Annotated in this window: 24 protein-coding genes and 1 tRNA gene; 14 read left to right on the forward strand and 11 right to left on the reverse strand. The window is 48.5% G+C overall.

Annotation, left to right across the window (positions count from 1 at the left end):
- Window positions 1-16 precede the first annotated feature (16 nt).
- From AC2VDX_RS20815 to AC2VDX_RS20830, 4 genes are all read right to left on the reverse strand, one after another.
- Window positions 17-1,378, reverse strand: coding sequence for a serpin family protein (locus AC2VDX_RS20815; protein ID WP_378184502.1), 1,362 nt, complete (start codon window positions 1,376-1,378; stop codon window positions 17-19).
- Window positions 1,379-1,561: 183 nt separating this feature from the next.
- Complete coding sequence (locus AC2VDX_RS20820; RefSeq protein ID WP_378184503.1) at window positions 1,562-2,965, reverse strand: NAD(P)(+) transhydrogenase (Re/Si-specific) subunit beta; 1,404 nt, start codon at window positions 2,963-2,965, stop codon at window positions 1,562-1,564.
- Between the two features lie 113 nt (window positions 2,966-3,078).
- On the reverse strand, window positions 3,079-3,369 hold the full coding sequence (locus tag AC2VDX_RS20825; RefSeq protein ID WP_190412730.1) for an NAD(P) transhydrogenase subunit alpha part 2: 291 nt from the start codon (window positions 3,367-3,369) through the stop codon (window positions 3,079-3,081).
- A 135-nt stretch (window positions 3,370-3,504) separates the two neighbouring features.
- The gene (locus tag AC2VDX_RS20830) at window positions 3,505-4,650 is read right to left on the reverse strand and encodes a Re/Si-specific NAD(P)(+) transhydrogenase subunit alpha (RefSeq protein WP_378184504.1); all 1,146 of its coding nucleotides are present in this window, start codon (window positions 4,648-4,650) and stop codon (window positions 3,505-3,507) included.
- Window positions 4,651-5,231: 581 nt separating this feature from the next.
- Here AC2VDX_RS20830 and AC2VDX_RS20835 point away from each other — a divergent pair.
- The 13 genes from AC2VDX_RS20835 (at window position 5,232) to AC2VDX_RS20895 (ending at window position 15,494) form a co-directional block, all read left to right on the forward strand.
- The gene (locus tag AC2VDX_RS20835) at window positions 5,232-5,765 is read left to right on the forward strand and encodes a DUF2808 domain-containing protein (RefSeq protein WP_378184505.1); all 534 of its coding nucleotides are present in this window, start codon (window positions 5,232-5,234) and stop codon (window positions 5,763-5,765) included.
- Between the two features lie 124 nt (window positions 5,766-5,889).
- On the forward strand, window positions 5,890-6,027 hold the full coding sequence (gene rpmH / locus AC2VDX_RS20840) for a 50S ribosomal protein L34 (RefSeq protein ID WP_378184506.1): 138 nt from the start codon (window positions 5,890-5,892) through the stop codon (window positions 6,025-6,027).
- 21 nt (window positions 6,028-6,048) lie between these two features.
- Complete coding sequence (rnpA, locus tag AC2VDX_RS20845; protein WP_378184507.1) at window positions 6,049-6,504, forward strand: ribonuclease P protein component; 456 nt, start codon at window positions 6,049-6,051, stop codon at window positions 6,502-6,504.
- Entirely contained in the window at window positions 6,476-6,871 is a 396-nt protein-coding gene (locus AC2VDX_RS20850; protein WP_378184508.1) for a PH domain-containing protein, read from the forward strand. Before rnpA ends, AC2VDX_RS20850 begins: the two co-directional genes overlap by 29 nt.
- Window positions 6,872-7,051: 180 nt before the next feature.
- Entirely contained in the window at window positions 7,052-8,200 is a 1,149-nt protein-coding gene (gene yidC, locus AC2VDX_RS20855; RefSeq protein WP_378184509.1) for a membrane protein insertase YidC, read from the forward strand.
- Window positions 8,201-8,202: 2 nt separating this feature from the next.
- Entirely contained in the window at window positions 8,203-8,718 is a 516-nt protein-coding gene (locus tag AC2VDX_RS20860; RefSeq protein ID WP_378184510.1) for a Jag family protein, read from the forward strand.
- An 80-nt stretch (window positions 8,719-8,798) separates the two neighbouring features.
- The gene (locus AC2VDX_RS20865; protein ID WP_378184511.1) at window positions 8,799-9,305 is read left to right on the forward strand and encodes a YceD family protein; all 507 of its coding nucleotides are present in this window, start codon (window positions 8,799-8,801) and stop codon (window positions 9,303-9,305) included.
- A gap of 257 nt (window positions 9,306-9,562) precedes the next feature.
- Window positions 9,563-11,092 (forward strand): AAA family ATPase, encoded by a 1,530-nt coding sequence (locus AC2VDX_RS20870; protein ID WP_378184512.1) that lies wholly within the window; start codon window positions 9,563-9,565, stop codon window positions 11,090-11,092.
- Window positions 11,089-11,571, forward strand: a complete 483-nt coding sequence (locus tag AC2VDX_RS20875) for an SH3 domain-containing protein (RefSeq protein ID WP_378184513.1) — start codon at window positions 11,089-11,091, stop codon at window positions 11,569-11,571. The genes AC2VDX_RS20870 and AC2VDX_RS20875 overlap by 4 nt, the downstream gene beginning before the upstream one ends.
- Before the next feature lie 208 nt (window positions 11,572-11,779).
- Window positions 11,780-11,950, forward strand: a complete 171-nt coding sequence (locus AC2VDX_RS20880; protein ID WP_378184514.1) for a hypothetical protein — start codon at window positions 11,780-11,782, stop codon at window positions 11,948-11,950.
- Between the two features lie 175 nt (window positions 11,951-12,125).
- The gene (locus tag AC2VDX_RS20885; RefSeq protein ID WP_378184515.1) at window positions 12,126-12,992 is read left to right on the forward strand and encodes a peptidoglycan-binding domain-containing protein; all 867 of its coding nucleotides are present in this window, start codon (window positions 12,126-12,128) and stop codon (window positions 12,990-12,992) included.
- Window positions 12,993-13,054: 62 nt separating this feature from the next.
- Window positions 13,055-14,272 carry a peptidoglycan-binding domain-containing protein gene (locus AC2VDX_RS20890; RefSeq protein WP_378184516.1) on the forward strand — a complete coding sequence of 406 codons (1,218 nt, stop codon included), beginning with the start codon at window positions 13,055-13,057 and terminating at the stop codon, window positions 14,270-14,272.
- Window positions 14,273-14,345: 73 nt separating this feature from the next.
- The gene (locus AC2VDX_RS20895; protein ID WP_378184517.1) at window positions 14,346-15,494 is read left to right on the forward strand and encodes a peptidoglycan-binding domain-containing protein; all 1,149 of its coding nucleotides are present in this window, start codon (window positions 14,346-14,348) and stop codon (window positions 15,492-15,494) included.
- A gap of 87 nt (window positions 15,495-15,581) precedes the next feature.
- On the opposite strand, the gene AC2VDX_RS20900 is transcribed toward AC2VDX_RS20895, so the two are convergent.
- The 4 genes from AC2VDX_RS20900 to lipA all read right to left on the reverse strand — a co-directional run bounded on the left by AC2VDX_RS20900 (window position 15,582) and on the right by lipA (window position 20,074).
- Window positions 15,582-16,037, reverse strand: coding sequence for a Fur family transcriptional regulator (locus AC2VDX_RS20900; RefSeq protein WP_378184518.1), 456 nt, complete (start codon window positions 16,035-16,037; stop codon window positions 15,582-15,584).
- Window positions 16,038-16,546: 509 nt separating this feature from the next.
- Complete coding sequence (gene sigC, locus AC2VDX_RS20905) at window positions 16,547-17,824, reverse strand: RNA polymerase sigma factor SigC (RefSeq protein WP_378184519.1); 1,278 nt, start codon at window positions 17,822-17,824, stop codon at window positions 16,547-16,549.
- 386 nt (window positions 17,825-18,210) lie between these two features.
- Entirely contained in the window at window positions 18,211-19,197 is a 987-nt protein-coding gene (locus AC2VDX_RS20910; RefSeq protein ID WP_378184520.1) for an NAD(P)H-dependent glycerol-3-phosphate dehydrogenase, read from the reverse strand.
- On the reverse strand, window positions 19,190-20,074 hold the full coding sequence (lipA, locus tag AC2VDX_RS20915; RefSeq protein ID WP_378184521.1) for a lipoyl synthase: 885 nt from the start codon (window positions 20,072-20,074) through the stop codon (window positions 19,190-19,192). The genes AC2VDX_RS20910 and lipA overlap by 8 nt, the downstream gene beginning before the upstream one ends.
- Window positions 20,075-20,212: 138 nt before the next feature.
- Between lipA and AC2VDX_RS20920 the strand changes: the two genes are divergently transcribed.
- Window positions 20,213-20,286, forward strand: a tRNA-Pro gene (locus tag AC2VDX_RS20920).
- Window positions 20,287-20,315: 29 nt separating this feature from the next.
- Here the strand turns inward: AC2VDX_RS20920 and AC2VDX_RS20925 are convergent.
- The 3 genes from AC2VDX_RS20925 to AC2VDX_RS20935 all read right to left on the reverse strand — a co-directional run bounded on the left by AC2VDX_RS20925 (window position 20,316) and on the right by AC2VDX_RS20935 (window position 21,805).
- Entirely contained in the window at window positions 20,316-20,438 is a 123-nt protein-coding gene (locus tag AC2VDX_RS20925; protein ID WP_378184522.1) for a hypothetical protein, read from the reverse strand.
- Window positions 20,435-20,650: a hypothetical protein gene (locus AC2VDX_RS20930; RefSeq protein ID WP_378184523.1), complete on the reverse strand. Its 216-nt coding sequence runs from the start codon at window positions 20,648-20,650 to the stop codon at window positions 20,435-20,437. Before AC2VDX_RS20930 ends, AC2VDX_RS20925 begins: the two co-directional genes overlap by 4 nt.
- Before the next feature lie 585 nt (window positions 20,651-21,235).
- Window positions 21,236-21,805 carry a Uma2 family endonuclease gene (locus AC2VDX_RS20935; protein WP_378184524.1) on the reverse strand — a complete coding sequence of 190 codons (570 nt, stop codon included), beginning with the start codon at window positions 21,803-21,805 and terminating at the stop codon, window positions 21,236-21,238.
- Between the last annotated feature and the right edge of the window lie 11 nt (window positions 21,806-21,816).

Raw genomic sequence — 21,816 nt, forward strand, 5'->3', positions numbered from 1 at the left:
GCGATCGGCATCAACTTTACTTCCCAACAGCCGCTGTTGACTGTAGCGGATTCAACACACGACCGAGAAACAAAATGCTACCCGATCGATTGTCCCGAATCAGGAACACAAATGGGCGATTGGCTCGAAACTCTTTGTTTGGGCCCCTAGTCATCCCAAGCGCTGTAGACGCAGCTGCCTCAGTGCCCTCCTCATTCACCTCCACAAAGGCTTTGTGGATCACCTCAGAGATGAACAAACCTTTCTTGCCGGTCATCGCCGAGAAGTCAGCTTGAAGACTGAAAGCATCGGGCATCCCCATATTTGCCAGTAACTTGCTTAGCTCGAACTCTGAAGTGAGGTTGAACTTAGGCAGCCAAACTGCAACCATCTGTTCGTATTTGAGGGACGATAACCACCGTTCCAAGTTTTTCGGCGTCAGCTGCTGCTCCATATTAGCCAGCCCATCCACTTGCTTGGGCAAGAGAATGACCATCGATAATTCCTCGGATATCTCCTCTCCTTGACCGTAGGGCAGCTCTAGCACTTGCAAGCTATCGAAATCTGCCCAGCCGTATTGATCCGTCTTGGACATCATCGGCACGCTAATCTGCTGCGTTGGAGTGACATTAAACGGCTGATCTTTGGTTTTTTCCCGATCGAACGGGCTGAACCAGGCACCTTTAAAGTAAATGGCATTTGTCAGCACCAGCGTCGTCTTGGCAGAGAGAATCCCTGGAGCAATCAGGTCTTGAATCTTGTCCTCAGTTTTTTGAGCGACCCAGTTGTTGATCGTGCGGCGAGCCTCTTCAGTCGCACTGGCAAAGTCTACCTCCTGTAGTCCCCCGCCGTAGTCGTTCTGAGTGGTTTTCAAGAAGCGATCGCTGAAGGCATAGCCCTTTTGACCCCAAAGCCGATTCGCAACTGCAATTTGATATCCCTGTTGTTTGCTGGCGTTTAGCTCTGCCATGAGCGCAGCAAAAGTCGGATGCAGACGTTCTTGCTCTAAGGTGAAGTGGAGAACTTTCGCCATCTCGGTCGCCGTTTGTCCGCCAGCTCCAGCGTAGGTCATGGCGAGTGCCGTCGAAATGCTGTAAGGGGAGAAAAATAGGTTCCCTTCTTGTTTCCGCAGACGGCTATAGAGATCGAGGGCGAACGAGCTGTTGCCCTTCACCACCGTGTCTAAGAGCGCCGAAATTTCCTCTGCTGGTTGTTTTGGACTGGAGGACGCGGTTTGGCTGGTTAGTATCGGCGGTGGAGGCAAAATCGCATCTGCTTTGCCTGAAAACGAGGTGTGATTCCTGAAATAGATACCAGGTTCACGAGCCATAGCGGAACCAACCGAAGCGATCGCCAAACCTACTAAAGCGGCGGTAAAACCCGCGATAAAATGTCTCATGCTGCTTTCATGCAAAATCACATAGCCGTGGTTTCTGAATGTAGCAGATGCCTCTGGTAAGCCCAGCCTAACCTATCTTTTATTCCAAATAAAAGATTGCTTCAGGAGTATTAAACTCCTGAAACAAGCTGGTATCGTATCCGAATCAAAATTTTGAATGATGATATAAAACTCAAAATTTATTTAAAGCTGCTTCACTTCAGCAACTAGCTTCGACACCACATCCCGCGCACTACCAAATAGCATCATTGTTTTGTCTTTGTAGAAAAGCTCGTTATCCACACCGGCAAAACCCGCACTCATGCCGCGTTTAATCACAATCGTGTGTTTTGCCTTATCTACTTCCAGAATCGGCATCCCGTAAATCGGGCTAGCAGAATCGTGACGCGCCGCTGGATTCACGACATCATTCGCCCCAATCACCAGCGCCACATCCGTCTGCTCTAACTGCGGATTGATATCATCCATGTCGTATAGCTGCGGATAAGGCACATTCGCCTCAGCTAGCAATACGTTCATGTGTCCTGGCATCCGTCCCGCGACTGGGTGAATGGCATATTTCACCTCAACACCTAGTTTTTCTAGCCCGTCAGCCAATTCGCGGACAGCGTGTTGTGCTTGAGCCACCGCCATGCCATAGCCGGGAACAATCACGACAGAACGAGCATATCCCAACATCATCGCGCCTTCTTCTACATCGATGCTGTGGACATTTTTATCGCCCCCATCTGCACCACCAGCACCACCAGATGCCCCAGCTTTCCCGAAGGCACCGAACAGCACGCTGGCAAGGGAACGGTTCATCGCCTTACACATGATTTCGGTCAAGATTAAGCCAGACGCGCCCACCAAGGCACCGGCGATGATCAGCATATTGTTCATGACCACGAAACCAGCCGCCGCCGCAGCGACCCCAGAGAGCGAGTTCAGCAGCGAAATCACGACGGGCATATCGCCGCCGCCAATCGGAATTACGAACAGCACGCCTAGGAGTAAGGAGATCCCTACCATTGCCAAAAATACGGGTAAGTTGTCTGGCACGACGAGCAGATAGGCACTCGCTACCGCAAAACTTACCAATAGGAGGGCATTGATGGGTTGCTGCAAGGGAAACGTGATGGGGGAACCACTAATGAGTCCTTGCAATTTGGCAAAGGCAATCATACTGCCAGTGAAGGTGACGCCGCCGATAAATACGCTACTGATAATCGAGAGGTTGGCGTCGAAGGGGATTGCTTGCTGCGTGCCCAAGAGCCGCCAAAATTCTCCTACGGCGACGAGAGCAGAGGCTAAGCCTCCCAAACCGTTGAGCAAACCCACCATTTGAGGCATGGCAGTCATTTCTACTTTATAGGCAGCGATCGCTCCCAACACTGAACCAATCAGCAAACCCACCAAAATCATTTCGTAGTTCAACACCTGCCTATCTAGCAGTGTTGCTACGATAGCCAGTAGCATCCCTACAGCTGCCCACTGATTGCCTGTGCGAGCTGTCGCCGGTGAACCCAGCTTCTTCAATCCCAGAATAAATAAACACGCTGCTACTAAGTAAGTCAGCTGTATCCCAGTTGGCAGAAATTCGGTCATATCACTTGTTAGTCGGTAATTGGTGATTGGTAATCAGAAGAGTTTTGAGTGTTCGGGTTTGAATTTTGAGTGGGAAATTTCTTCTATTCAAAATTCAAAACTTACCTTTACCCTTACCCGCTTACCTTTTTCTTAAACATTTGCAACATCCGATCCGTCACCAAGAAACCACCTACCACGTTGATGGTTGCCAGCACCACGGCAATCAAGCCCAAAATAACGCTGAGATTTGACTCGCGCGGCCCACAGACAATCAGCGCTCCAATCACGGCAATTCCAGAAATCGCATTTGCCCCAGACATTAGGGGAGTATGGAGTGTCGGCGGTACTTTGTTAATTACTTCAAATCCGATAAAAGACGCTAGGACAAATACAAACAAAGCACCAATTAAGGTTTCTGTCATTCAGTTCGCTACTCCTTCTTGATTCAGCGGTCAAGGTGGACAATGCCCACCGGCAATCTTCAAATTTGAGCTTACTTATTTGATAGCAAAGAAACCCGCTTTCCAGAGAGAAAATGGGTTTCTTACACCGTTTTTCTAGGCGTTAATCGTTACCTGAGTCAAACCCTCCCGTACTCGTTGATTGAGAATCTCACCGTTATTGGTGACGCAGGTACTGCTAATGATGTCATCCTCAAAATTCAGATGCAACGCGCTATCTTTAATCAGGTATTGCACCAAAGTCAAAACATTCTTGGCATACATTTGACTGGCGTGAACCGGGATAGACGCAGGTAAATTCATCGGGCCAATAATCGTGACTCCGTTGCTCTGTACATCCTTGCCTGGTTCCGTGCAGGCGCAGTTTCCGCCTTGCTCAGCTGCCAAATCGACAATGACCGAACCCGGTTTCATCTGGGCTACCATTTCCTCAGTCACCAGGATGGGCGCTTTCCTGCCCGGAACCTGAGCCGTGGTAATGACTACGTCGGCTTGCTTGACGTGTTCTGTGAGGACTTCCTGGGTGCGTTGCTTCGAGGCTTCAGAAACTTCTTTCGCGTAGCCACCCACCGCCACGGTTTCTTCATTTAGCTGCACTTCGACAAATTTCGCCCCTAGGCTTTGCACCTCTTCCTTCACGGCGGGACGAATATCAAAAGCTTCTACGACAGCGCCCAGGCGTCTAGCGGTGGCGATCGCTTGCAGTCCCGCCACCCCTGCACCCATGATAAACACTTTCGCCGGTGCTATTGTCCCCGCCGCTGTCGTCAACATCGGGAAAAACTTCGGCACAGCCGCCGCCGCAATCAGTACCGCCTTATATCCAGCCACTCCCGCCTGAGAAGACAAAGCATCCATACTCTGCGCTCGACTGGTGCGGGGGATCAACTCCATACTGAAGGCTGTGACTCTGCGCTCGGCTAAACGCTGGATTAGGTTTGGATTTCCCAGAGGATTTAGAAACCCAATAAACACGCCACCTTCCTTCAGTTGCTGAATTTCATGCTCTTTCGGCGGATTGACTTTTAATAGAACATCCGCTTCGCGCCACAAAGCACCTGTATCCGAGACAATAGTTGCACCGGCTGCTTTATAGGCGTCATCAAAGAAAAACGCTTGCTCACCAGCACCCGCCTCTACCCACACTTCTAGACCCTGTTTTACTAACCTGCCTACAGTGTCAGGCACCAGCGCCACACGACGTTCGCCAACTTCAATTTCCTTTGCAACCGCAATTCTCATGAACTCTCCCAATCAATACTACGAGACCCTTCTGCATCCTATCCTTTTGCATCCTAGGTGGATTTCTAAATTCCGATCCATATCTTTAACTTTGTTTTATGAATTTAGAATTTCCACACTCACGCGCGTCCGTAAGACAATATCACCTAGAACCCGTTTTCAAAGCTTCAACCGATGATAAAAAGCTTTCTCTTAAACCCTCTGGTGCCTATTATCTCTGGCGTCAATTCAGATTAATTGAAGGGGTTGTTTCCGGTTGATTTTTTCAAATTTATTAAATAAATAACCAAAAAAATACATAATGATATACATTAGTACATAAAAAAATGACGTTAAGCGCGATCGCTGAATCAGTAGCTAGTTTAAAATCAACTGTCCTTATTAGCTGCTCTGGTTCCATTACCCTAACCTAAGCGATCGCTCGACTCAAAAGCTCACCATGCTTGCCTCTGGGGGCACTTTCTTCCGGCTTCCCGCGTCACGGGGGAGGATTCATTCGGTGCGGCTACATACCCGCTTGAGTCAAAAATAGTAAAGTTTAGTAACGAAGCCCACTCTCAACTGTTGAGGTACAAGAGCCTATGTTGTCAACAAAATCCTCTAAGCGACGCCTAATTTCTGCCCTAGCAGCGACGGGTTGCGTGCTAACCGGGTTTGCCAGCCTCACCCAAGCACAGAGTCTACCCGGTTTAACCATTTTTAGCGGTGTTGAGCGGCAAAATCAGCTGAGTTATCGGTTAGATTTTGGCGGTCAAGCGGATAATTGGGATCGCTACCGGCTCAAGATTCCCGCTAAAAGAATGGAATTAGGGGCAGCTCAGTTTGTCGTCACTTATCCGGATTACTATAAGGGCAAGTTTGACACGAAAAACGTTGAAGTCCGTGTCAAAGGGAAAAATGTGCCCATCAAAGAGGTTGTCTGGGACAAAGAAAATTACAAGCTTCTGATTTATATGCAGGAGCCGGTGGCTGCCGGTAACAGCGTAGACTTAATCTTCTCTAACGTGAAAAACCCGCCTTTTGGTGGAACTTATTATTTCACGGGTGCGATTCTCACTCCCGGCGATGTACCGTTACCCCGTTATCTCGGTACCTGGATTCTGAGTATTAATTAAGGCGCAGTCCACGTCCGCTTCTGTGCCGCCAAGAGGCGCTGGCAAAAGCAGCGCCATGTGATGCTATGCTAGAGAATTGTGACTTTTTCTATAGCAGCGATTCCTAAATCTGGAGTAAAAACCGATGACTCAGCGCACTCTGGGCGGCACTAACCGTAAGCAAAAAAGAACGTCTGGTTTTCGGGCGCGGATGCGTACCAAAAATGGTCAGGCTGTCATCAAAGCTCGCCGAAAAAAGGGACGTTATCGCCTTTGCGTTTAGAAACACAAGTAAGGATGAAGGATGAATTTATTTCGCCTTCAGCCTTCTTTTAAGCCACGCAGTAGGGTGGAGTTTCCAGTGGCATTACCCAGAGCGAATCGACTCAGGCACCGGCAAGATTTCACGGCTGTGTACCAGAGTGGTCTGCGTCGCAATGCCCCTCACTTGGCTTTACGAGCTTTGAGGCACTCAAGCGGCGCGACGGTCATGAAAACTGCTGAAGTGATGCCAACCCGCATCGGCATCTCCATCAGCCAAAAAGTCAGCAAGCGGGCAGTCATCCGGAACCGGATCAAGCGACAGATTCGGGCAGCTATCCGTCAGATGTTACCCCGCATTGCACCAGGCTGGCGGTTGGTAGTCGTTGTGCGACCGATAGCAGTGGAGTGCGATTATGGTCAAATTTTGCGAGAATTAGAGCAGTTGTTGGCAGAAGCAGAGGTACTCAATGGGCATAAAAGAGGAAACCTTCTATGAAGGGGGTCCCCACATAGGTGATTTGATTATTAATATCCTGCTGGGATTTACAGTCATCTGTATACCTCTGACCGTAGGGGCGATTGTGAGAGCGCTTTGGTTGCGCTACCGGATTACCACTCGCCGCATCTCGGTAACAGGTGGTTGGATGGGACGCGATCGCACCGACATTATCTACTCAGAAATTGTCAATGTCGTTAAGGTTGCCCGTGGGATCGGTCTCTGGGGCGATATGGTAGTCACTCTTAGAGATGGCAGTCGCCTGGAACTCAGAGCCTTACCTCGATTCCGGGAAATTTATGACTACATCAATGAGAAAGTGGCAGCCAGAACCGGCAAACCGGCGGGTGGTTCCCCAAATCGATAAGATCGCCTCAAAAGCCCAGGAATTTTAGATGCTCGAATTGAATTGTCAATTGCTTATCTAAAATTCCCAAGTGACTCTGCCATTGCTTTTGTGTGTTTTATAACCCAAAAATCACAAACATTAGATAACTTAGATTAAGATTCATCCCAAGCTACTAGCGCCCCCTCTAACTCAGAACGAATGGACTTTGGTATCGGGTTTCTCTCCAATAACGTCATGCTGCCAATCCTGGATTTCTTCTACGGGATTGTGCCAAGCTATGGTCTCGCCATCGTGGCGCTGACACTTGTGATTCGCTTTGCTCTCTATCCCCTGAGTGCTGGCTCCATTCGCAATATGCGGCGGATGAAAGTTTCCCAACCGCTGATGAAAAAGCGACAAGAAGAAATTCAGAAGCTTTACAAGGACGAACCGGCAAAACAGCAGGAGGAAATGAGCAAGCTGTTCAAAGAATTCGGCAACCCCTTAGCCGGGTGCTTCCCCGTGTTGCTACAAATGCCGGTTCTCTTTGCATTGTTTGCTACCTTGCGGGGATCGCCGTTCTCGGATGTGAACTACACGCTCAATTTGCAAATCTTTCCTCAAGAACAAATTGAACAGATTCAGCCGCAAGCTTTCGTGACAACGCCACAAAACATTTACTTTTCAGATGGCGTTCATGCCCCCATTGCGGCGCTGCTGCCGGGAGGAAACCGCCTGACGATTGGGGAAAAGACTAAAATTGAATTTCAAACCGTGGAGGGCAAACCCCTTCGGGAACTCCTCGCCGCCTATCCTGAAACCAAGCTGATTCCCCACTGGAAGGTCACTAAAGGCGAAGAACGGGTACAGTTGAATGAAGATGGCACCCTGGAAGCTCTTCAGCCTGGGGAAGTCACAGTTCAGGGAATAGTTCCAGGACTAGCGGCAGATAAAGGATTTCTCTTCATTGATGCCTTAGGTCGTGTGGGCGCTTTTGATGAAGACGGAACCATCCATTGGGATATTATCGGCATGGTGCTATTCTTTGGCATCAGTTTGTATCTCAACCAAGTTCTCTCCGGACAGAACGATATGAGCGATGCAAACGCGCAGCAGGCTACGGTCAACAAACTTACCCCAATCCTATTTTCTGGGATGTTTTTGTTCTTCCCGCTGCCAGCTGGAGTGCTGATGTACATGGTTATTGCTAACATTTTCCAAACTGCTCAGACGTTTATTTTGTCGCGAGAACCCCTGCCAGAAAACCTTCAGAAAATGGTAGAAGTTCAAGAAAAAGAAACGAAAGCTAAGGAAAGAGAAGCACTTCCCTTTGAACCGGGTCGTTCTAAGAAAAAGGCTTCGAGTTAGCTATGAGCGATCGCAAAATGCAGCGGGGTCAGCAGTGGCTAGAGCAACTCCTGCAACTAGCCAAATTTCCTACTGGCATCAAAGAAACCGCAATCCAAACGATTCCACAAAGCAGCGACTCCTCCCAAACAGAATTAGAAACTTACTGGTTGACGATCGACGAAACCAAACTAACATCCGCACAAATTCAAGCCTTGATTGGTTCTGAAGGTGCGACTCTCGATGCCATCCAGTATCTTGCTAATGCCATTTTGAACTTGGGTCAAGAACGGGAGGAGCAGACAGCTTACACCATTGAACTTGATGGCTATCGCACTCGGCGTCAAGCGGAACTCCAGGAACTTGCTGAGTATGCCGCTCAGCAAGTTCGCTCCTCTGGTCAAGAATTTGAAATGCAATCCTTGTCTTCAGCGGAGCGGCGTCAAGTTCATACTTTTTTTCAAGAGTGCGACGATTTAGAAACCTATAGTCGGGGTCAAGAGCCAGACCGGCGTCTGGTTGTGCGATTAAGAAATTAAGAATTAAAAAAGGAAAATGAGAAAAAAAATCATTTTTCATTTTCCTTTTTTAATCGGGTTGGAAGGATGGCTGAAGCATTATGAAGGCGATTTATATTCCTGGGCTGCTGAAAGCGCCAGAGCGCACAGAAGTCATTGAAATTGATGAGTTTTTACCAGAGCTGGAAACTTTGACGCCCGTGCGCGGACAGATAAAAGTTTCCCATCAAGGAAATTACCTAGATGTTTCTGTTAAGGCAGAAGCAATTGTCACTCTAACTTGCCATCGCTGCTTGCAACAGTATAATCACCGGCTAGCTATCAATACATCAGAAATGATTTGGTTAGATGAAGCGGCTGAGCAACCAGATACCGGGCCAATAGAACGAGAAATACCACTCGAAGATTTGTTGGAAATGCTGCCGCCACAGGGTCATTTTCAGCCTGATATTTGGCTATACGAACAAATGTGTTTGACGATTCCCCCAAGGCAGCTTTGTGACAAAGACTGTTCGGGTATTCAACCAGCGAATCTTGATGGATCGGACAGTTTATCTGACCGACGATGGGAGGCTCTGGAAGCACTCAAAAAACAATTTCCTAAATAGTCAGTGGTTAGCGGTCAGTGGCAAGAAACAAGTATACGGGCACAAGCATAGCCCTTCCGGATACCAACTGACCTTTAAGGTGAGATGCTTTTTCTGGGTTTCTACAGCTAGCTGGCAACTAACAAGCAACAATGACTGTACGGGCGGGTTTAATAGAGACAGTTGTGGGTTGCCAAGATTTTTGTTCGCGCCCTTACCAACTGACCTGGAGACGCGATAACCGCAAGTCTTCTACCAACTGACATCCTATAACAGCTATGAGCTTCAGTGAAGAGTTTGAACTGCTGCTACGCGCCCGATATCCATTAATTTATATTCCGACTCCAGAAGAGGAGCGGGTGGAAGCAGCGATCGCGCAGGTGGCTCAACGGTTGGGCGATCGCCCAGTCTATATCTGGGATTTTGTCGATGGCTACCAGGGCAACCCCAACGATGCTGGTTTTGGACGCCGCAATCCGGTTCAAGCATTAGAATTTGTGGAAAAAGTGGCAGCATCTGCCCCAGGAATCTTTATTTTGCGGGATTTTTCCCGTTTTTTAGAAGATATATCAGTTTATCGCCAACTGAGGAATCTGTCACGGCGTCTGAAATCCCAGCCGAAAAATATTGTCATCGTCGCACCGCAAATTGCCATTCCCAGCGACTTGAGTGAAGTCTTAACCATTCTGGAGTTTCCGTTGCCAGCGCCAGCAGAGATCAAGACGGAAGTGGAACGCTTACTAGGTGCCACAGGTAAATCCCTCACTAGCAAAATTTTGGATGAACTGGTGCGTTCCTGCCAAGGTCTATCGATGGAACGGATTCGTCGCGTCTTGGCACGAGCGATCGCTACCCACGGCGAACTGCGCCCCGAAGACGTGGAACTGGTGCTGGAAGAAAAGCGTCAAACCATTCGCCAGACGCAAATATTAGAGTTTTATTCGACTAGCGAGAGAATTTCTGATATTGGCGGCTTAGATAACCTAAAAGACTGGCTGCTGCGGCGCGGCAGTGCCTTTTCAGAACGAGCGAGGCAATATGGTCTACCTTATCCCAGAGGGTTACTCCTGGTGGGAATTCAGGGGACTGGAAAATCGCTGACGGCAAAAGCGATCGCCCATCACTGGCACTTACCTTTATTACGCTTAGATGTGGGGCGTCTTTTTGGAGGATTGGTGGGAGAATCGGAATCTCGCACCCGGCAAATGATTCAGCTGGCGGAAGCTTTAGCTCCTTGCGTGCTATGGATCGATGAAATTGACAAAGCTTTCTCTGGAGTTGATGGGAAAGGCGACGCCGGAACCACCAGTCGCGTCTTTGGCACCTTTATTACTTGGCTGGCAGAAAAAACTTCACCCGTATTCGTTGTGGCGACTGCTAACAATATTCAAGCTTTACCTCCGGAAATGCTCCGCAAAGGTAGATTTGATGAAATCTTTTTTGTAGGTTTGCCCGAACAAGAGGAACGTCGCGCCATTTTTGCGGTACACTTATCCAGGCTGCGACCTCACAACTTGAGTAGCTACGCTCTCGATCGGCTAGCATACGAAACTCCCGATTTTTCTGGGGCAGAAATTGAGCAAACCTTGATAGAAGCGATGCACATTGGCTTTAGCCAGAACCGAGACTTCACCACCGATGATATTTTAGAAGCCGCCAGTCAGATTGTGCCCCTAGCTCGGACTGCCCAAGAGCAAATCCAGTTTTTGCAAGATTGGGCAGCCGCCGGTAAAGCCCGTATGGCATCGAGACACAGCCCTTTGAGTAGTCGCTTTCATCAGCTGCAACAACCGGAATCACAAGCATGAGTTGGTCGGGTTTAGTAAAATTTTTAATTGGTTTTTTTCTAGCGATCGCCCTCCTAGTCGTGGCTGGTGGTGCCACCGCCTATTACTTCCTAACTAAACTCTCAACGCCTCCGCCTAAGCCGGTTTATGCAAATGATAAACCAGCGCTAAAAGCCAAGGCTTCTCCTGGCGCTTCCAAGCCAACATCGGCGTCCTCCGCTCAACCCAACCCGACGCCGACACCCAGCGAGGCTGCTTCGGAAGTGCTAGAACCCGGAGCCTACAAAGCTCGCGTTACCTGGCGCGAAGGTTTAAGCCTACGGGAGGCACCAACTCTGGATGCCAATCGTGTTGGTGGGGTTGGATACAATCAGCGCCTTGTGGTCATCAAAGAAAGCGATGATAAAAGATGGCAACAGGTACGTCTGGAAGATGGCGAACAACAGGGTTGGATCAAAGCCGGTAACATTGAGCGAGTTGATACAGAACAACAGCAATAGGCGGAATCGGACAGAAATTTGAGTGCGGGGGATTTCAGTACAGCATCGAAATCTCCCGTTTCTGCAACCCTGGGACGTGTTAAGAAAATTAGCTTAATTTAAATCTTAATTGCAATATTCCGGCAACTTTTCAACCTAGTAAAGTCTGGTGGTAGGTTATAAAACTGTAAGTCACAGCTATTTTTAACTTGACAGCTGGATCGCAACGATGTTCAATAAAAACTCTCATCAAGATTTACTGGGATCTGCCGTTATAGCGGCATTGGGTGCTGGTATCGTTACTTCTTTTGCCGTTAGTCAAGGTCAACATCCGCTTCTAGCTTTAGGAATTACTGGTGTAGCGGTGATAGTTGCCTTAATTTTTGATGCCAGGGTTTAGTTTAATGGCTGAAAATGTATAGAGTTTCTCAAAAACCAGACCGGAAATCATCTACCTTAAAGAATTCTATCTTGAGTTAGTAAACAAAAAACGTGAAAATAACGTAAAATAAGCCAAAAATAGCAGTTCAAACCTCATTGAGCGGATTAGCTGCTGAAAGTTTTGCAGGACAATAATGGAGACGCTTGCCTATCTTTATGTAGCAGTAGCTTACGAGGAAACGACAGACCCTGGAGCTTTTCCGGTTCTAGAGAAGTTAGAACTTTTTAAGGATCTCAATCGGCAAAAGCTTTCTAGCACAGCGAGTAGGTATCTGCTATCGCTGGCGCTAAATCTAGCTCTCCTCAGTTTGCTCAACAGTGCTAGCGCAATACAGATAGAGGATAGGGGTGCTGAAGTGAGGGCTTTGCAAACAAACTTGATAGCAGCCAACTACTATAAGGGACCTGTCACTGGATACTACGGCAAGTTGACAGAGGCGGCGGTGAGGCGCTTCCAAGCAACCAGTGACTTAGACGCTGACGGCATTGCGGGTTCGGAGACTCTAGCAGCATTAAAGCAATATCTGGACAAAAGTAAGAAGTTAGACAACAGTCCGCAGTCGAGTGCAATGAGCGTTGGTAAGCGCGGGTTGCGACTTGGCGATCGCGGCTCGGAAGTCATCGAAGCTCAGGAAAGGCTGAAAGCGGCTGGTTTCGACCCCGGTTCCATTGATGGCAAATATGGCTGGCAAACCAAGCAAGCTGTGAAGCGTTTTCAAGTGGCGAGGGGCTTACAGGTTGACGGCATTATCGGTCGGGAAACCTGGTTTGCAGCTGGGTATCTGGCGACTTCAAATTCTCCTTACTCGGTGATCGTAATGGCTGAGAGTGCCGAGACGCTGCGCCAAGTGCGCCAGTATGTGCCTGATGCTTATGTGGACAATTCCAGTAGCAGTTTAAATATTCAGGCAGGGGCATTTGCTAATGAATATGGAGCCGAACGCCAGTCAGAGAGGTTGCGATCGCAAGGACTGAATGCACGAGTAGTATACCGCCGATAAAGAGTGCGATTTGATGCAATCAATCGGCTAGACTGGCGTTAAAATCTATACTGTAAAAAGTAATGGAAACCCTTGCCTATCTTCATCTAGCCTTAGTCTACGAAACACCTGTACAAAAAGCTGGTGTTTCTCCTGTATGGGAAAACCAGGAATTTCTGACCGGATTGAATTGGAAAAAGCTTTCTGTTCAAGCAACGATTCATTTTCTATCGATTGCTGTTACCTTAGCAATGCTAGGGATAGCTTCTCAGGCGTTGGCACAAAGAGCGCTCAAGCAAGGCGATCGCGGCTCTGAGGTACGCGAACTACAGGAGCGTTTACAGGAGCGAGGTTTTAGTGTACCCGCCACTGGCAATTTTGGCTCGCAAACTAGAAATGCGGTGATTCGATTCCAGCAAGCAAATCGACTCACGCCTGATGGTATTGTAGGTCGAGGAACCAGGGCAGAATTATTTAATGAAGTTAGACCGACTGTAAGCCAAAGCTTCAACAATAACCCGTTTACGACGCTGCCGCCTCCAGATAGGACTCTGGACAATGCTCCGGACAACCCCACCCTCTATGCTCCAAACCCCCCTATACTGAGGGCAGAAAATACCTATTCAGAAAATACCTATTCAGAAAATACCTATTCAGACATCAGGCTTGTCCAGCAACAGTTAGCGCAGGCAGGTTTCAACCCCGGTTCTATTGATGGAAAATTTGGTCAAAAAACGGCGCAAGCGCTCAGGAAGTTCCAGGAAAGTGTAGGTTTATACCCTAGCGGTACGATTACTTCAGAAACGCTGCGCGCACTAGAGGACTACGTTGCCGGTCGTCCAAGTCCACGACTGAGCGACTACAGCAACCGGAACGACAGGAGTAGTAGAAGTCTCCAACCCGGCGATCGCGGTTCCGAAGTCGAAGACCTCCAACGGCGATTGAAAGACCAAGGCTTCGATCCTGGTGGTATAGATGGGATTTATGGTTCCAATACCCAGCGAGCTGTCAGGCGGTTCCAGCAAGCTCGGCGTTTATACCCAGACGGCGTTGCAGATGCGCGAACCCTACGGGAATTAGGAATTGATTTTGCCGAGAATCGCTACGTGGTAGTCGTACCTGGGAATTACGCAACGTTGAATAAAGTCCTCCGCTATGTACCGAATGCGGATCTGGGGCCGAAATCGAAACGAGGTTCCTATGTAAATGCAGGGGCATTTTCCAATCGACATCTTGCCGAAAGCCGCTCCGAGCTACTGCGATCGCGCGGACTAGATGCACGGGTGGTATATCGCCCCTAGGCACTGATATGGTATAGCTAGTTGATGAAATTGACCTTCTTAAACTGTCTATCAAGAGTTTGCCAGTAAAATTATGGAAACCCTTGCCTACCTGCATCTTGCCCTGGTCTACGAAGCATCTACAAACAGCGAGTTTCCTCTAGTCTGGAATAGCCAAAAAATTTTTGAAGGACTAAACCGCCAAAAGCTTTCTAGTAGAGCGAGTTTGTCTCTGCTATCGCTTTTTGTCTCACTGAGCCTCTTGGGAATGTCTCAAGCTTTAGCAATGCTTGAGCCAGGAAACACCGGCTCGGAGGTAGCCACTCTCCAGCAGCGCTTGCAGCAGCTAGGCTATTTCAAAGCAGGGATCACAGGCAATTTTGGTCCGATTACAACGGAAGCTGTGATCCAATTCCAGAAGGCTAATGGGCTGGAACCGGATGGCATTGTGGGACCGCGAACCGAAGCCGCCTTACAGAAGAAGCGAGGCAAGCCAATCCAGGCGCAGACCAGCCAACGTCGGCAGGTCAGACAGGTCAGCCAACGTTTCCAGTCTTTCAGGCAACGTCCGCAGTCTGTCAGCAAGCCTTCCCAGGTCAGCCAACGTCCGAGGAGTGGCGTCCTGCGGGAAGGAGACAGCGGCTCGGAGGTAGCAGCCCTCCAGCAGCGTTTGCAAAAACAAGGCTATTTTCAGGCAAAGGTCACTGGCTATTATGGCCCGATCACTAAAGCAGCCGTCAACCGATTTCAGCAAGTGGCGGGAATGCCAGCGGATGGGATTGCCGGTTCGGATACCCAGGCAGCTTTGCTGGGAGTGGGAGGCGCAGAAGATCGGACTCCGCCTAAAAATACAGTTTCTAGTGGTAGTTCTAGTGGGTCGTTCCTACAGTTAGGCAGTAACAATCGGGAGGTGGTAGAACTCCAGCGACGGTTGCGGCAGCTGGGAATTTTGCAAGGTGCCATGACTGGTTACTTCGATCAAGACACCAAAGACGCCGTGATTAAGTTTCAACAAGCGCAAGGTTTAACAGCTGATGGAGTCGCTGGACCAAGTACTGTATTGGCGGTGAAAAAGACAAGCGATCGCTTTAATGTAGTGTCCTTACAAAAGCGTCTGAAAGAAAACGGCTTTTATCGCGGCCCGTTAAATGGAGTTTTCGAGGCACAAACCAAAGCCGCCGTCGAAGCTGCCCAGCGTGCTTATGGTCTCAGTGCTGATGACATCGTGAAGGGACGTTTTTAACCATAGCCATTAGCGATTAGCTAATGGCTAGCTATCGGCTGAGTTGGGAAGTGGTGCATCCCGCCCTACCCCTACTTGATTCGCTTTTTAAATGGGTAGTAACGCCCGCTGGCAAGTCGGACAGATAGCGTGAATCGTCATCTGACAGTCAAGCAGGTGGTACCCCTCTTTTCTGGCTGTTCGGGTGCCGGTTTTTAAAATCGAGTCATTCTTGAATTCAATCGTCTTGTTACACCGAACACAGATCAAATGGTGATGGTGATGCGGGTAAGGTTGATTGAGTTCGTAATGCTTATGTCCTTCCGCCAGTTCAAGTTCGCGCAAAATGCCCAGCCGAGCCATCAACTTTAAGGTTCGGTAAATGGTGGATAAGCTTATGTCGTCACCTTCACTGTGCAACAACTCGTGGAGGTCTTCAGCACTAAGATGCTGACCTCTGGGAAGATGTTGAAAGACATTCAGGATCGTTTCCCGTTGGGGAGTTAAACGCCAGCCCCGCTCGTTGAGTTCAGCCTTGAGTGAGGTTGCTGTGTAGAAAGACATGTTGACCTTCTCAAGAAAGTAGCCCTATTGAGAAGAATAGCGAATTCCCAGAATATTTGCAACAATCGAAGCTTATTGAGAATAATATTTAATAAGAAACCGGGTTAGGAGGCAGGGAAAGTAAAAGGAAAAAGGAAACAAGAAAAGTAAAGAATTATATCTTTTGCTTTTTTCCTTTTTCCTTTTGAACAATGCTGTGCGTGTCAGTTATCAGTTGTGGGATCTAGTTTGATGCGTTGTCCCTGCTGAGTGCAGTATTTACCGCTCTTCGCCGCTCCCTAACTTTCATTCCCACTTATCAAAAAAATTGCTACTTTAATTTTTGACTTGTTTATACCCATTCACTTTACTGGCGCTAGACTGGCGATTTTCTCTTTGTCCCCTAGAGAAAGGGTATTAGAACATTTCTCTATTGCAAGACTATATTTGAAGTCACCAAACCCCCCTTAAAAAAGGGGGGTTTTGAGAAATTAGTATTGGGCAGTTGTGAAAATGGGATTACTACCTCTTTAGCCCAAGGACTCTAGATAGTCGCGCACACGGTTGCGACGCTTGGGTTGCCGCAACTTTTGTAAGGCTTTGGCTTCAATTTGACGAACTCGTTCTCTAGATAAATCGAGAGCGCGACCAATTTCTGCCAAGGAATAAGGATGATCATCTCCCAAGCCAAACCGCATCCGAATGACATCTCGCTCGCGGCTGGTGAGATCGGCAAGCAGATGCTGCAAATCTCGGTGTAAAGCTTCTCGCATCAACACTTCTTCGGGAGATATGCTGTCTGTTTCCAGCAAGTCGCCTAGTTCCGTGTCTTTCTCCTTACCTACCTTAATTTCTAAGGAGACAGAGCGAGGCACCCGGAGTAAAACTTCCCGTACCTGCTCCGGTGTCATTTCTAACTCAACGCCGATATCCTCGATGCTTGCCGTGCGACCTTTTTCTTGAGAAATTTTGCGCTGAGCTTTCTTAATTTTGTTGAGCTTTTCGGTGATGTGAACCGGCAGGCGGATGGTGCGACTTTGAGTTGCGATCGCTCTAGTAATTCCTTGACGAATCCACCAGTAAGCATAGGTGCTAAACCGATAACCTTTTGTCGGATCGAACTTCTCAACCGCCCGTTCTAATCCGAGGGTTCCTTCCTGGACTAAATCCAACAATTCCAGTCCGCGATTTTGATACTTCTTCGCCACAGAAACCACTAGGCGCAGGTTGGCCTTGATCATGTGTTCTTTGGCGCGAATGCCATTAGCCTGAATCCGCTCTAGCTCTTCAACTGCCAGATCCGCTACTTCTGCCCAGCGACGCTTCCCAGCAGCCAATGTCGGCTTCAGGTTGCTCAGCTCAATACCCGCATCGGTCGCCCACCGTTCCAAAGCAGGACGGTGCCCCAGCTGAGATGCTAGGCGATCGTGTACTTCAATCAGATGCACATAGGGCTGAATCACTGGATCTGCCTGGTTGGCAGTATTATTTCTCAGCTCCAGCAACCGCATATGACGCTGGACTTTTTGAGCTTCCGAGACTTCCTCATCTCGCCCCAGTAACCGAACCCGACCAATTTCCTGAAGATATAACCGAACCAGATCGGTAGTACGACGGCTAGCAGTTGCCCGTAGAGATGCCTCGCCAAGTCGCCCGTACTCTGTATCTAGACCTTCCATCTCAGGGCTATCGAGATCATCCACCGGGGGTCGAGCATCGTCGTTCAACACGGTAGACCCAAAGTTGTAGTCTGGCAACTCGGAGTCAAATTCTGTATCTGTATCTGCATAAAAAGGAGTGGCTGGCATAGGGATCTCTCAATTGCGTCCGGAATAGTCTTTCAGTTAATCACTTCACTACTTATTGTTAGAATTCCCACCCTCCAGGACGAAACAGCGAATGCTTACCTTTCTGTTACTTTCTGTTACATCTAGCTGCATGACACTTGCTGAATTCATCGCTATCGATGGCTATGCAGGCAGGGACGACGTGACCTTCAGAAAAACCTGTCTCTAGTAGGATTCAGATTTCTATCTTTGGGTAGTATAAGCAGCGCTCAATCTTAGAGTAGTGATTTGGGTCAAAGGCCAAATTAATCTACATCACAGATCGAAGGATTTCCTGAAAAATCCCTAAGGTTAAGAAAGAATATTGGCTCAGAGAGTTCCCTATAGATGCTTTTAGGGGCTAAAACTTAGCTATATTCAGGCTTGCTGTCTCTGAGCATCAGTGCTTCAACCGCTGAAATCGGGGTGACTTCCCCTTTGAGCAAGCGATAGACTTGGTAAGAAATAGGAACTGAAATTTCTTCTCGATCCGCTCGTTGAATCAGCACAGAAGCGGTGTTGACGCCTTCAGCGGTTCCTTCCAGCTCGGTTAAAATTTCAGGAAGAGTCTTGCCTTGAGCCAACCTGTAACCAACCTGATAATTGCGGCTGAGGCTGCTGTTGCAGGTAGCAAGTAAGTCACCAAGTCCTGACAATCCATAAAACGTTTCGGGTTGTGCCCCCCAGCAGTTGCCGATGCGGATGATTTCAGCTAAGCCACGGGTTAATAAAGCGGCTTTGGCATTGGTTCCCAGTTGCAACCCGTCACAAGTACCGGCAGCGATCGCCATCACGTTTTTTAGCGTTCCCCCCAGTTCCACTCCCAAAGGGTCAGCATTGGTATAAACCCGAAAACTGGGAGAAGAAAACACCGCTTGCACCGACGAGGCAGCGGCAGCGTCCCGGCTGGCTACCACAGTAGCGGCTGGCAATCCTTGTTGAATTTCTTTAGCAAGATTTGGTCCCGATAGAACTACCACTGGGCGAGTCGGAAATGTCGCCTGCCAAATCTGAGAAGGGGTGCAGGTGGTGACGGGATCTAACCCTTTGGTAGCGGTGACGAAAATTGGCTGAGAAGAGACAGCTTTTTGTACATTCGCCGCTACCTCGCCGACACCTTTCATTGAGATGGCTGATAAAACAATTTCAGCATCCTCTAGAACCGCCTCCAAGCTCATGGAAGATTGACGCGACCACACGTGGACGTGATGACCGTTCTGGGAGGCGAGAGAGGCAAGGGTTGTACCCCAAGCACCCGATCCAAGAATTGCTATAGTGAGTTTTGAGTTTTGACCCTTCGCTTCGCTCAAGGGGATGGTTTTGAGTTTTGAGTTAGAGGAATTCCGGTCACTCATAACTCTGGAATCGAGGATAGCGTTCCATCAATTCCCGCACCTGTTCGGCATGATAAGAACTTCGAGTCAGGGGAGAGGAGACGATTTGTAGGAAACCCAGCGACTCGCCGAACTGTTTCCACGCATCAAACTGCGCGGGTGTTATAAAGCTATCGACTTTCAAATGCTTTTGGGAGGGTTGGAGATATTGCCCGATAGTCAAAATATCGCAATCGACATCTCGTAAATCTTGCATTACCTGGCGGATTTCGGCGTCAGTTTCTCCTAGCCCTACCATCAAACCAGATTTTGTGTAGACCCAAGGAGCTAACTCGCGGGTTCGGTGTAGTAGTTTGAGCGATCGCTGATAATTTCCTTGAGGACGCACCCGCCGGTAAAGGCTGGGAACCGTTTCTGTATTGTGGTTTAGCACTTCTGGGGCTGCCTGGAGGAGCGTTTCGAGTGCCTCCCAGTTGCCGCACAAGTCAGGAATCAATACCTCAATTGTCGTCTTCGGTGAGGTGGCGCGAACCGCTTGAATGCAGCGGACAAACTGAGACGCACCGCCATCCGGCAAATCATCCCGGTTCACTGAGGTAATTACGACATGATTCAGTCGGAGTCTTCTAACTGCCTCCGCCAAGTTTTCTGGTTCCGTGGGGTCAAGCGCTTTAGGCTTTTTCTCAAAGTCGATATCGCAATAGGGACAAGCCCGCGTGCAGGCTGGTCCCATAATTAAAAATGTCGCTGTACCGGCTTGGAAACACTCGCCAATGTTGGGGCAAGAGGCTTCCTCACAAACGGTATTCAGCCCCAAATCCCGCAGAATTTCTTTAACACTACCGACCCGCTCCCACTGAGGCGCTTTGACGCGCAACCAATCTGGTTTAACAGCCACAACCCACTCTTTCCACTCTCAGTCATACAGAGTTAATAATATCAAGCATTCCTACTGCTTGTAATTAATTTCCTTTGACGTGAGTTTGTGAAAAGGGATAGAGCGTGATATCGTGGATGAAGATTGCCTTTATGGTAACGGGATGTGGCGCAGTTTGGTAGCGCACTTCGTTCGGGACGAAGGGGCCGCTGGTTCGAATCCAGTCATCCCGATTTTTATTTTGTGAATGACACTTGCGATGTCACCCTGAGGTGCGTCCAATAATTCTCATTTGACGATCGACAATGTTAGCCCTCGACTCCTCAACAGAGGTATCGGGAACAGGTTCATCAACGTTGTCATAATCATGACTTGCGTCATTCATACAGCACTTTTGAAGCTAGTGAGGTACGAGGATCGCCTAAAACCTTTGATTTTGGAAGCTTGACTGTACCTCATCCAGAAAGAAAACGCTGTATCTGCTTCATCAGAATAATCGGCGCGTGCGGTATCGGGGCCAGCATCCGGGGCAAGAAAACCGCTGCCACTCTTGTCAGCACCTACGGCATCAACGTGCTTTGGTTGATTTGAAGACATTGTTTTTCCTCCTGGTATAAGGCACAAATGATATTTCATAACTACAGGTTTTTGGCTCTTCATTACTTGGTATGCTAAAAAGTTGATTCCAAAACTTGAAAGGCTTACCTAGCAAGGTATAACGATTTTGGACTGTATTTTCTATTTAATAAACGCTAAATTGGCTTAAATTCATGGCTAGTATAGCTTGTGGCGCTTCTTGACTATAAATTTAGCATACCAACTACGGAAGAGCCAGGTTTTTTCTGTCAGTTATGCCGCAAGTGTTGAAATTTTATTGCAGCTATACATCAGCCTGAAGGCTTAGACTTAGTTGAGAGCGATCGCACTTTGGTGATGTAGTGAGATGGGATGCGATCGCGTCTTCATTTCGCCGTCAGCCAGTAATTTTGCTACCGCTAAATGTGATTTTTCAGCAGTCGGTGAGAAGAATAAATCAGGGAAGCGATCGCATACCCTTCCTAAAGTAGAATTAGGAAAGCCCGTGTTTGCTTGGTTCGCACAATATTGTAGGCTTATGCCAGCCTAGAAATTACTTGGTTGTAAGGCTAGAGGTAATATAGGCGATCGCATCCTTTCCCCTTCCTACACAAAAAACCGCGCCACAGTGCAGGTAAAATCGGGCAAAAGAGGCGAACTTAACTCATCATTATTTAGTAGCGTTGCTATCAATTTCAGCGTCGCATTTTCGCGGCGGTAGACTTCAACTTGTTGCAAGCGCCAATCAGCAATCCAATACTCTTGTACTCCCCGCGAGGCGTAAAGCTTGAGTTTAGCTTCTCTATCTCGGCGTTCATTCTCTACACCAGGCGACAACACCTCCACCACTAATTCTGGTGCGCCTGTCAGATGTCCCGCCTCGTCTAGCAAAACGGCTAATCGTTCGTTGCTAGCCCATACCACATCTGGTATAACGTTATCTGATTCGCTGAATAGCACCCCAGGGGTAATACTCGCCTCCCCCAAACCACTAGACACAGACCAAGCATCGACTTCTCGACAGATGTTAAAGCAGGTGCGTTGATGCTTCCAATGGGGCGCTCTGGTCATAAACAACTCTCCATCAATAATCTCATAGCGCGTACCTTCGTTTTCAGGTAAGAGGTTTATGTCTGTAGTAGTCCAACGCACTCCATCAGTTACCGTAGACTGCATAGGAGAACTCC

The sequence above is a fragment of the Coleofasciculus sp. H7-1 genome, from assembly GCF_057473865.1.

What these genes read in the sequence shown, in the direction of transcription:
- AC2VDX_RS20815 (WP_378184502.1), bottom strand. Translation starts at nt 1,378, where the DNA reads ATGAGACATTTTATCGCGGGTTTTACCGCCGCTTTAGTAGGTTTGGCG.
- AC2VDX_RS20820 (WP_378184503.1), bottom strand. Translation starts at nt 2,965, where the DNA reads ATGACCGAATTTCTGCCAACTGGGATACAGCTGACTTACTTAGTAGCA.
- AC2VDX_RS20825 (WP_190412730.1), bottom strand. Translation starts at nt 3,369, where the DNA reads ATGACAGAAACCTTAATTGGTGCTTTGTTTGTATTTGTCCTAGCGTCT.
- AC2VDX_RS20830 (WP_378184504.1), bottom strand. Translation starts at nt 4,650, where the DNA reads ATGAGAATTGCGGTTGCAAAGGAAATTGAAGTTGGCGAACGTCGTGTG.
- AC2VDX_RS20835 (WP_378184505.1), top strand. Translation starts at nt 5,232, where the DNA reads ATGTTGTCAACAAAATCCTCTAAGCGACGCCTAATTTCTGCCCTAGCA.
- rpmH (WP_378184506.1), top strand. Translation starts at nt 5,890, where the DNA reads ATGACTCAGCGCACTCTGGGCGGCACTAACCGTAAGCAAAAAAGAACG.
- rnpA (WP_378184507.1), top strand. Translation starts at nt 6,049, where the DNA reads ATGAATTTATTTCGCCTTCAGCCTTCTTTTAAGCCACGCAGTAGGGTG.
- AC2VDX_RS20850 (WP_378184508.1), top strand. Translation starts at nt 6,476, where the DNA reads ATGGGCATAAAAGAGGAAACCTTCTATGAAGGGGGTCCCCACATAGGT.
- yidC (WP_378184509.1), top strand. Translation starts at nt 7,052, where the DNA reads ATGGACTTTGGTATCGGGTTTCTCTCCAATAACGTCATGCTGCCAATC.
- AC2VDX_RS20860 (WP_378184510.1), top strand. Translation starts at nt 8,203, where the DNA reads ATGAGCGATCGCAAAATGCAGCGGGGTCAGCAGTGGCTAGAGCAACTC.
- AC2VDX_RS20865 (WP_378184511.1), top strand. Translation starts at nt 8,799, where the DNA reads ATGAAGGCGATTTATATTCCTGGGCTGCTGAAAGCGCCAGAGCGCACA.
- AC2VDX_RS20870 (WP_378184512.1), top strand. Translation starts at nt 9,563, where the DNA reads ATGAGCTTCAGTGAAGAGTTTGAACTGCTGCTACGCGCCCGATATCCA.
- AC2VDX_RS20875 (WP_378184513.1), top strand. Translation starts at nt 11,089, where the DNA reads ATGAGTTGGTCGGGTTTAGTAAAATTTTTAATTGGTTTTTTTCTAGCG.
- AC2VDX_RS20880 (WP_378184514.1), top strand. Translation starts at nt 11,780, where the DNA reads ATGTTCAATAAAAACTCTCATCAAGATTTACTGGGATCTGCCGTTATA.
- AC2VDX_RS20885 (WP_378184515.1), top strand. Translation starts at nt 12,126, where the DNA reads ATGGAGACGCTTGCCTATCTTTATGTAGCAGTAGCTTACGAGGAAACG.
- AC2VDX_RS20890 (WP_378184516.1), top strand. Translation starts at nt 13,055, where the DNA reads ATGGAAACCCTTGCCTATCTTCATCTAGCCTTAGTCTACGAAACACCT.
- AC2VDX_RS20895 (WP_378184517.1), top strand. Translation starts at nt 14,346, where the DNA reads ATGGAAACCCTTGCCTACCTGCATCTTGCCCTGGTCTACGAAGCATCT.
- AC2VDX_RS20900 (WP_378184518.1), bottom strand. Translation starts at nt 16,037, where the DNA reads ATGTCTTTCTACACAGCAACCTCACTCAAGGCTGAACTCAACGAGCGG.
- sigC (WP_378184519.1), bottom strand. Translation starts at nt 17,824, where the DNA reads ATGCCAGCCACTCCTTTTTATGCAGATACAGATACAGAATTTGACTCC.
- AC2VDX_RS20910 (WP_378184520.1), bottom strand. Translation starts at nt 19,197, where the DNA reads ATGAGTGACCGGAATTCCTCTAACTCAAAACTCAAAACCATCCCCTTG.
- AC2VDX_RS20925 (WP_378184522.1), bottom strand. Translation starts at nt 20,438, where the DNA reads ATGAATGACGCAAGTCATGATTATGACAACGTTGATGAACCTGTTCCC.
- AC2VDX_RS20930 (WP_378184523.1), bottom strand. Translation starts at nt 20,650, where the DNA reads ATGTCTTCAAATCAACCAAAGCACGTTGATGCCGTAGGTGCTGACAAG.
- AC2VDX_RS20935 (WP_378184524.1), bottom strand. Translation starts at nt 21,805, where the DNA reads ATGCAGTCTACGGTAACTGATGGAGTGCGTTGGACTACTACAGACATA.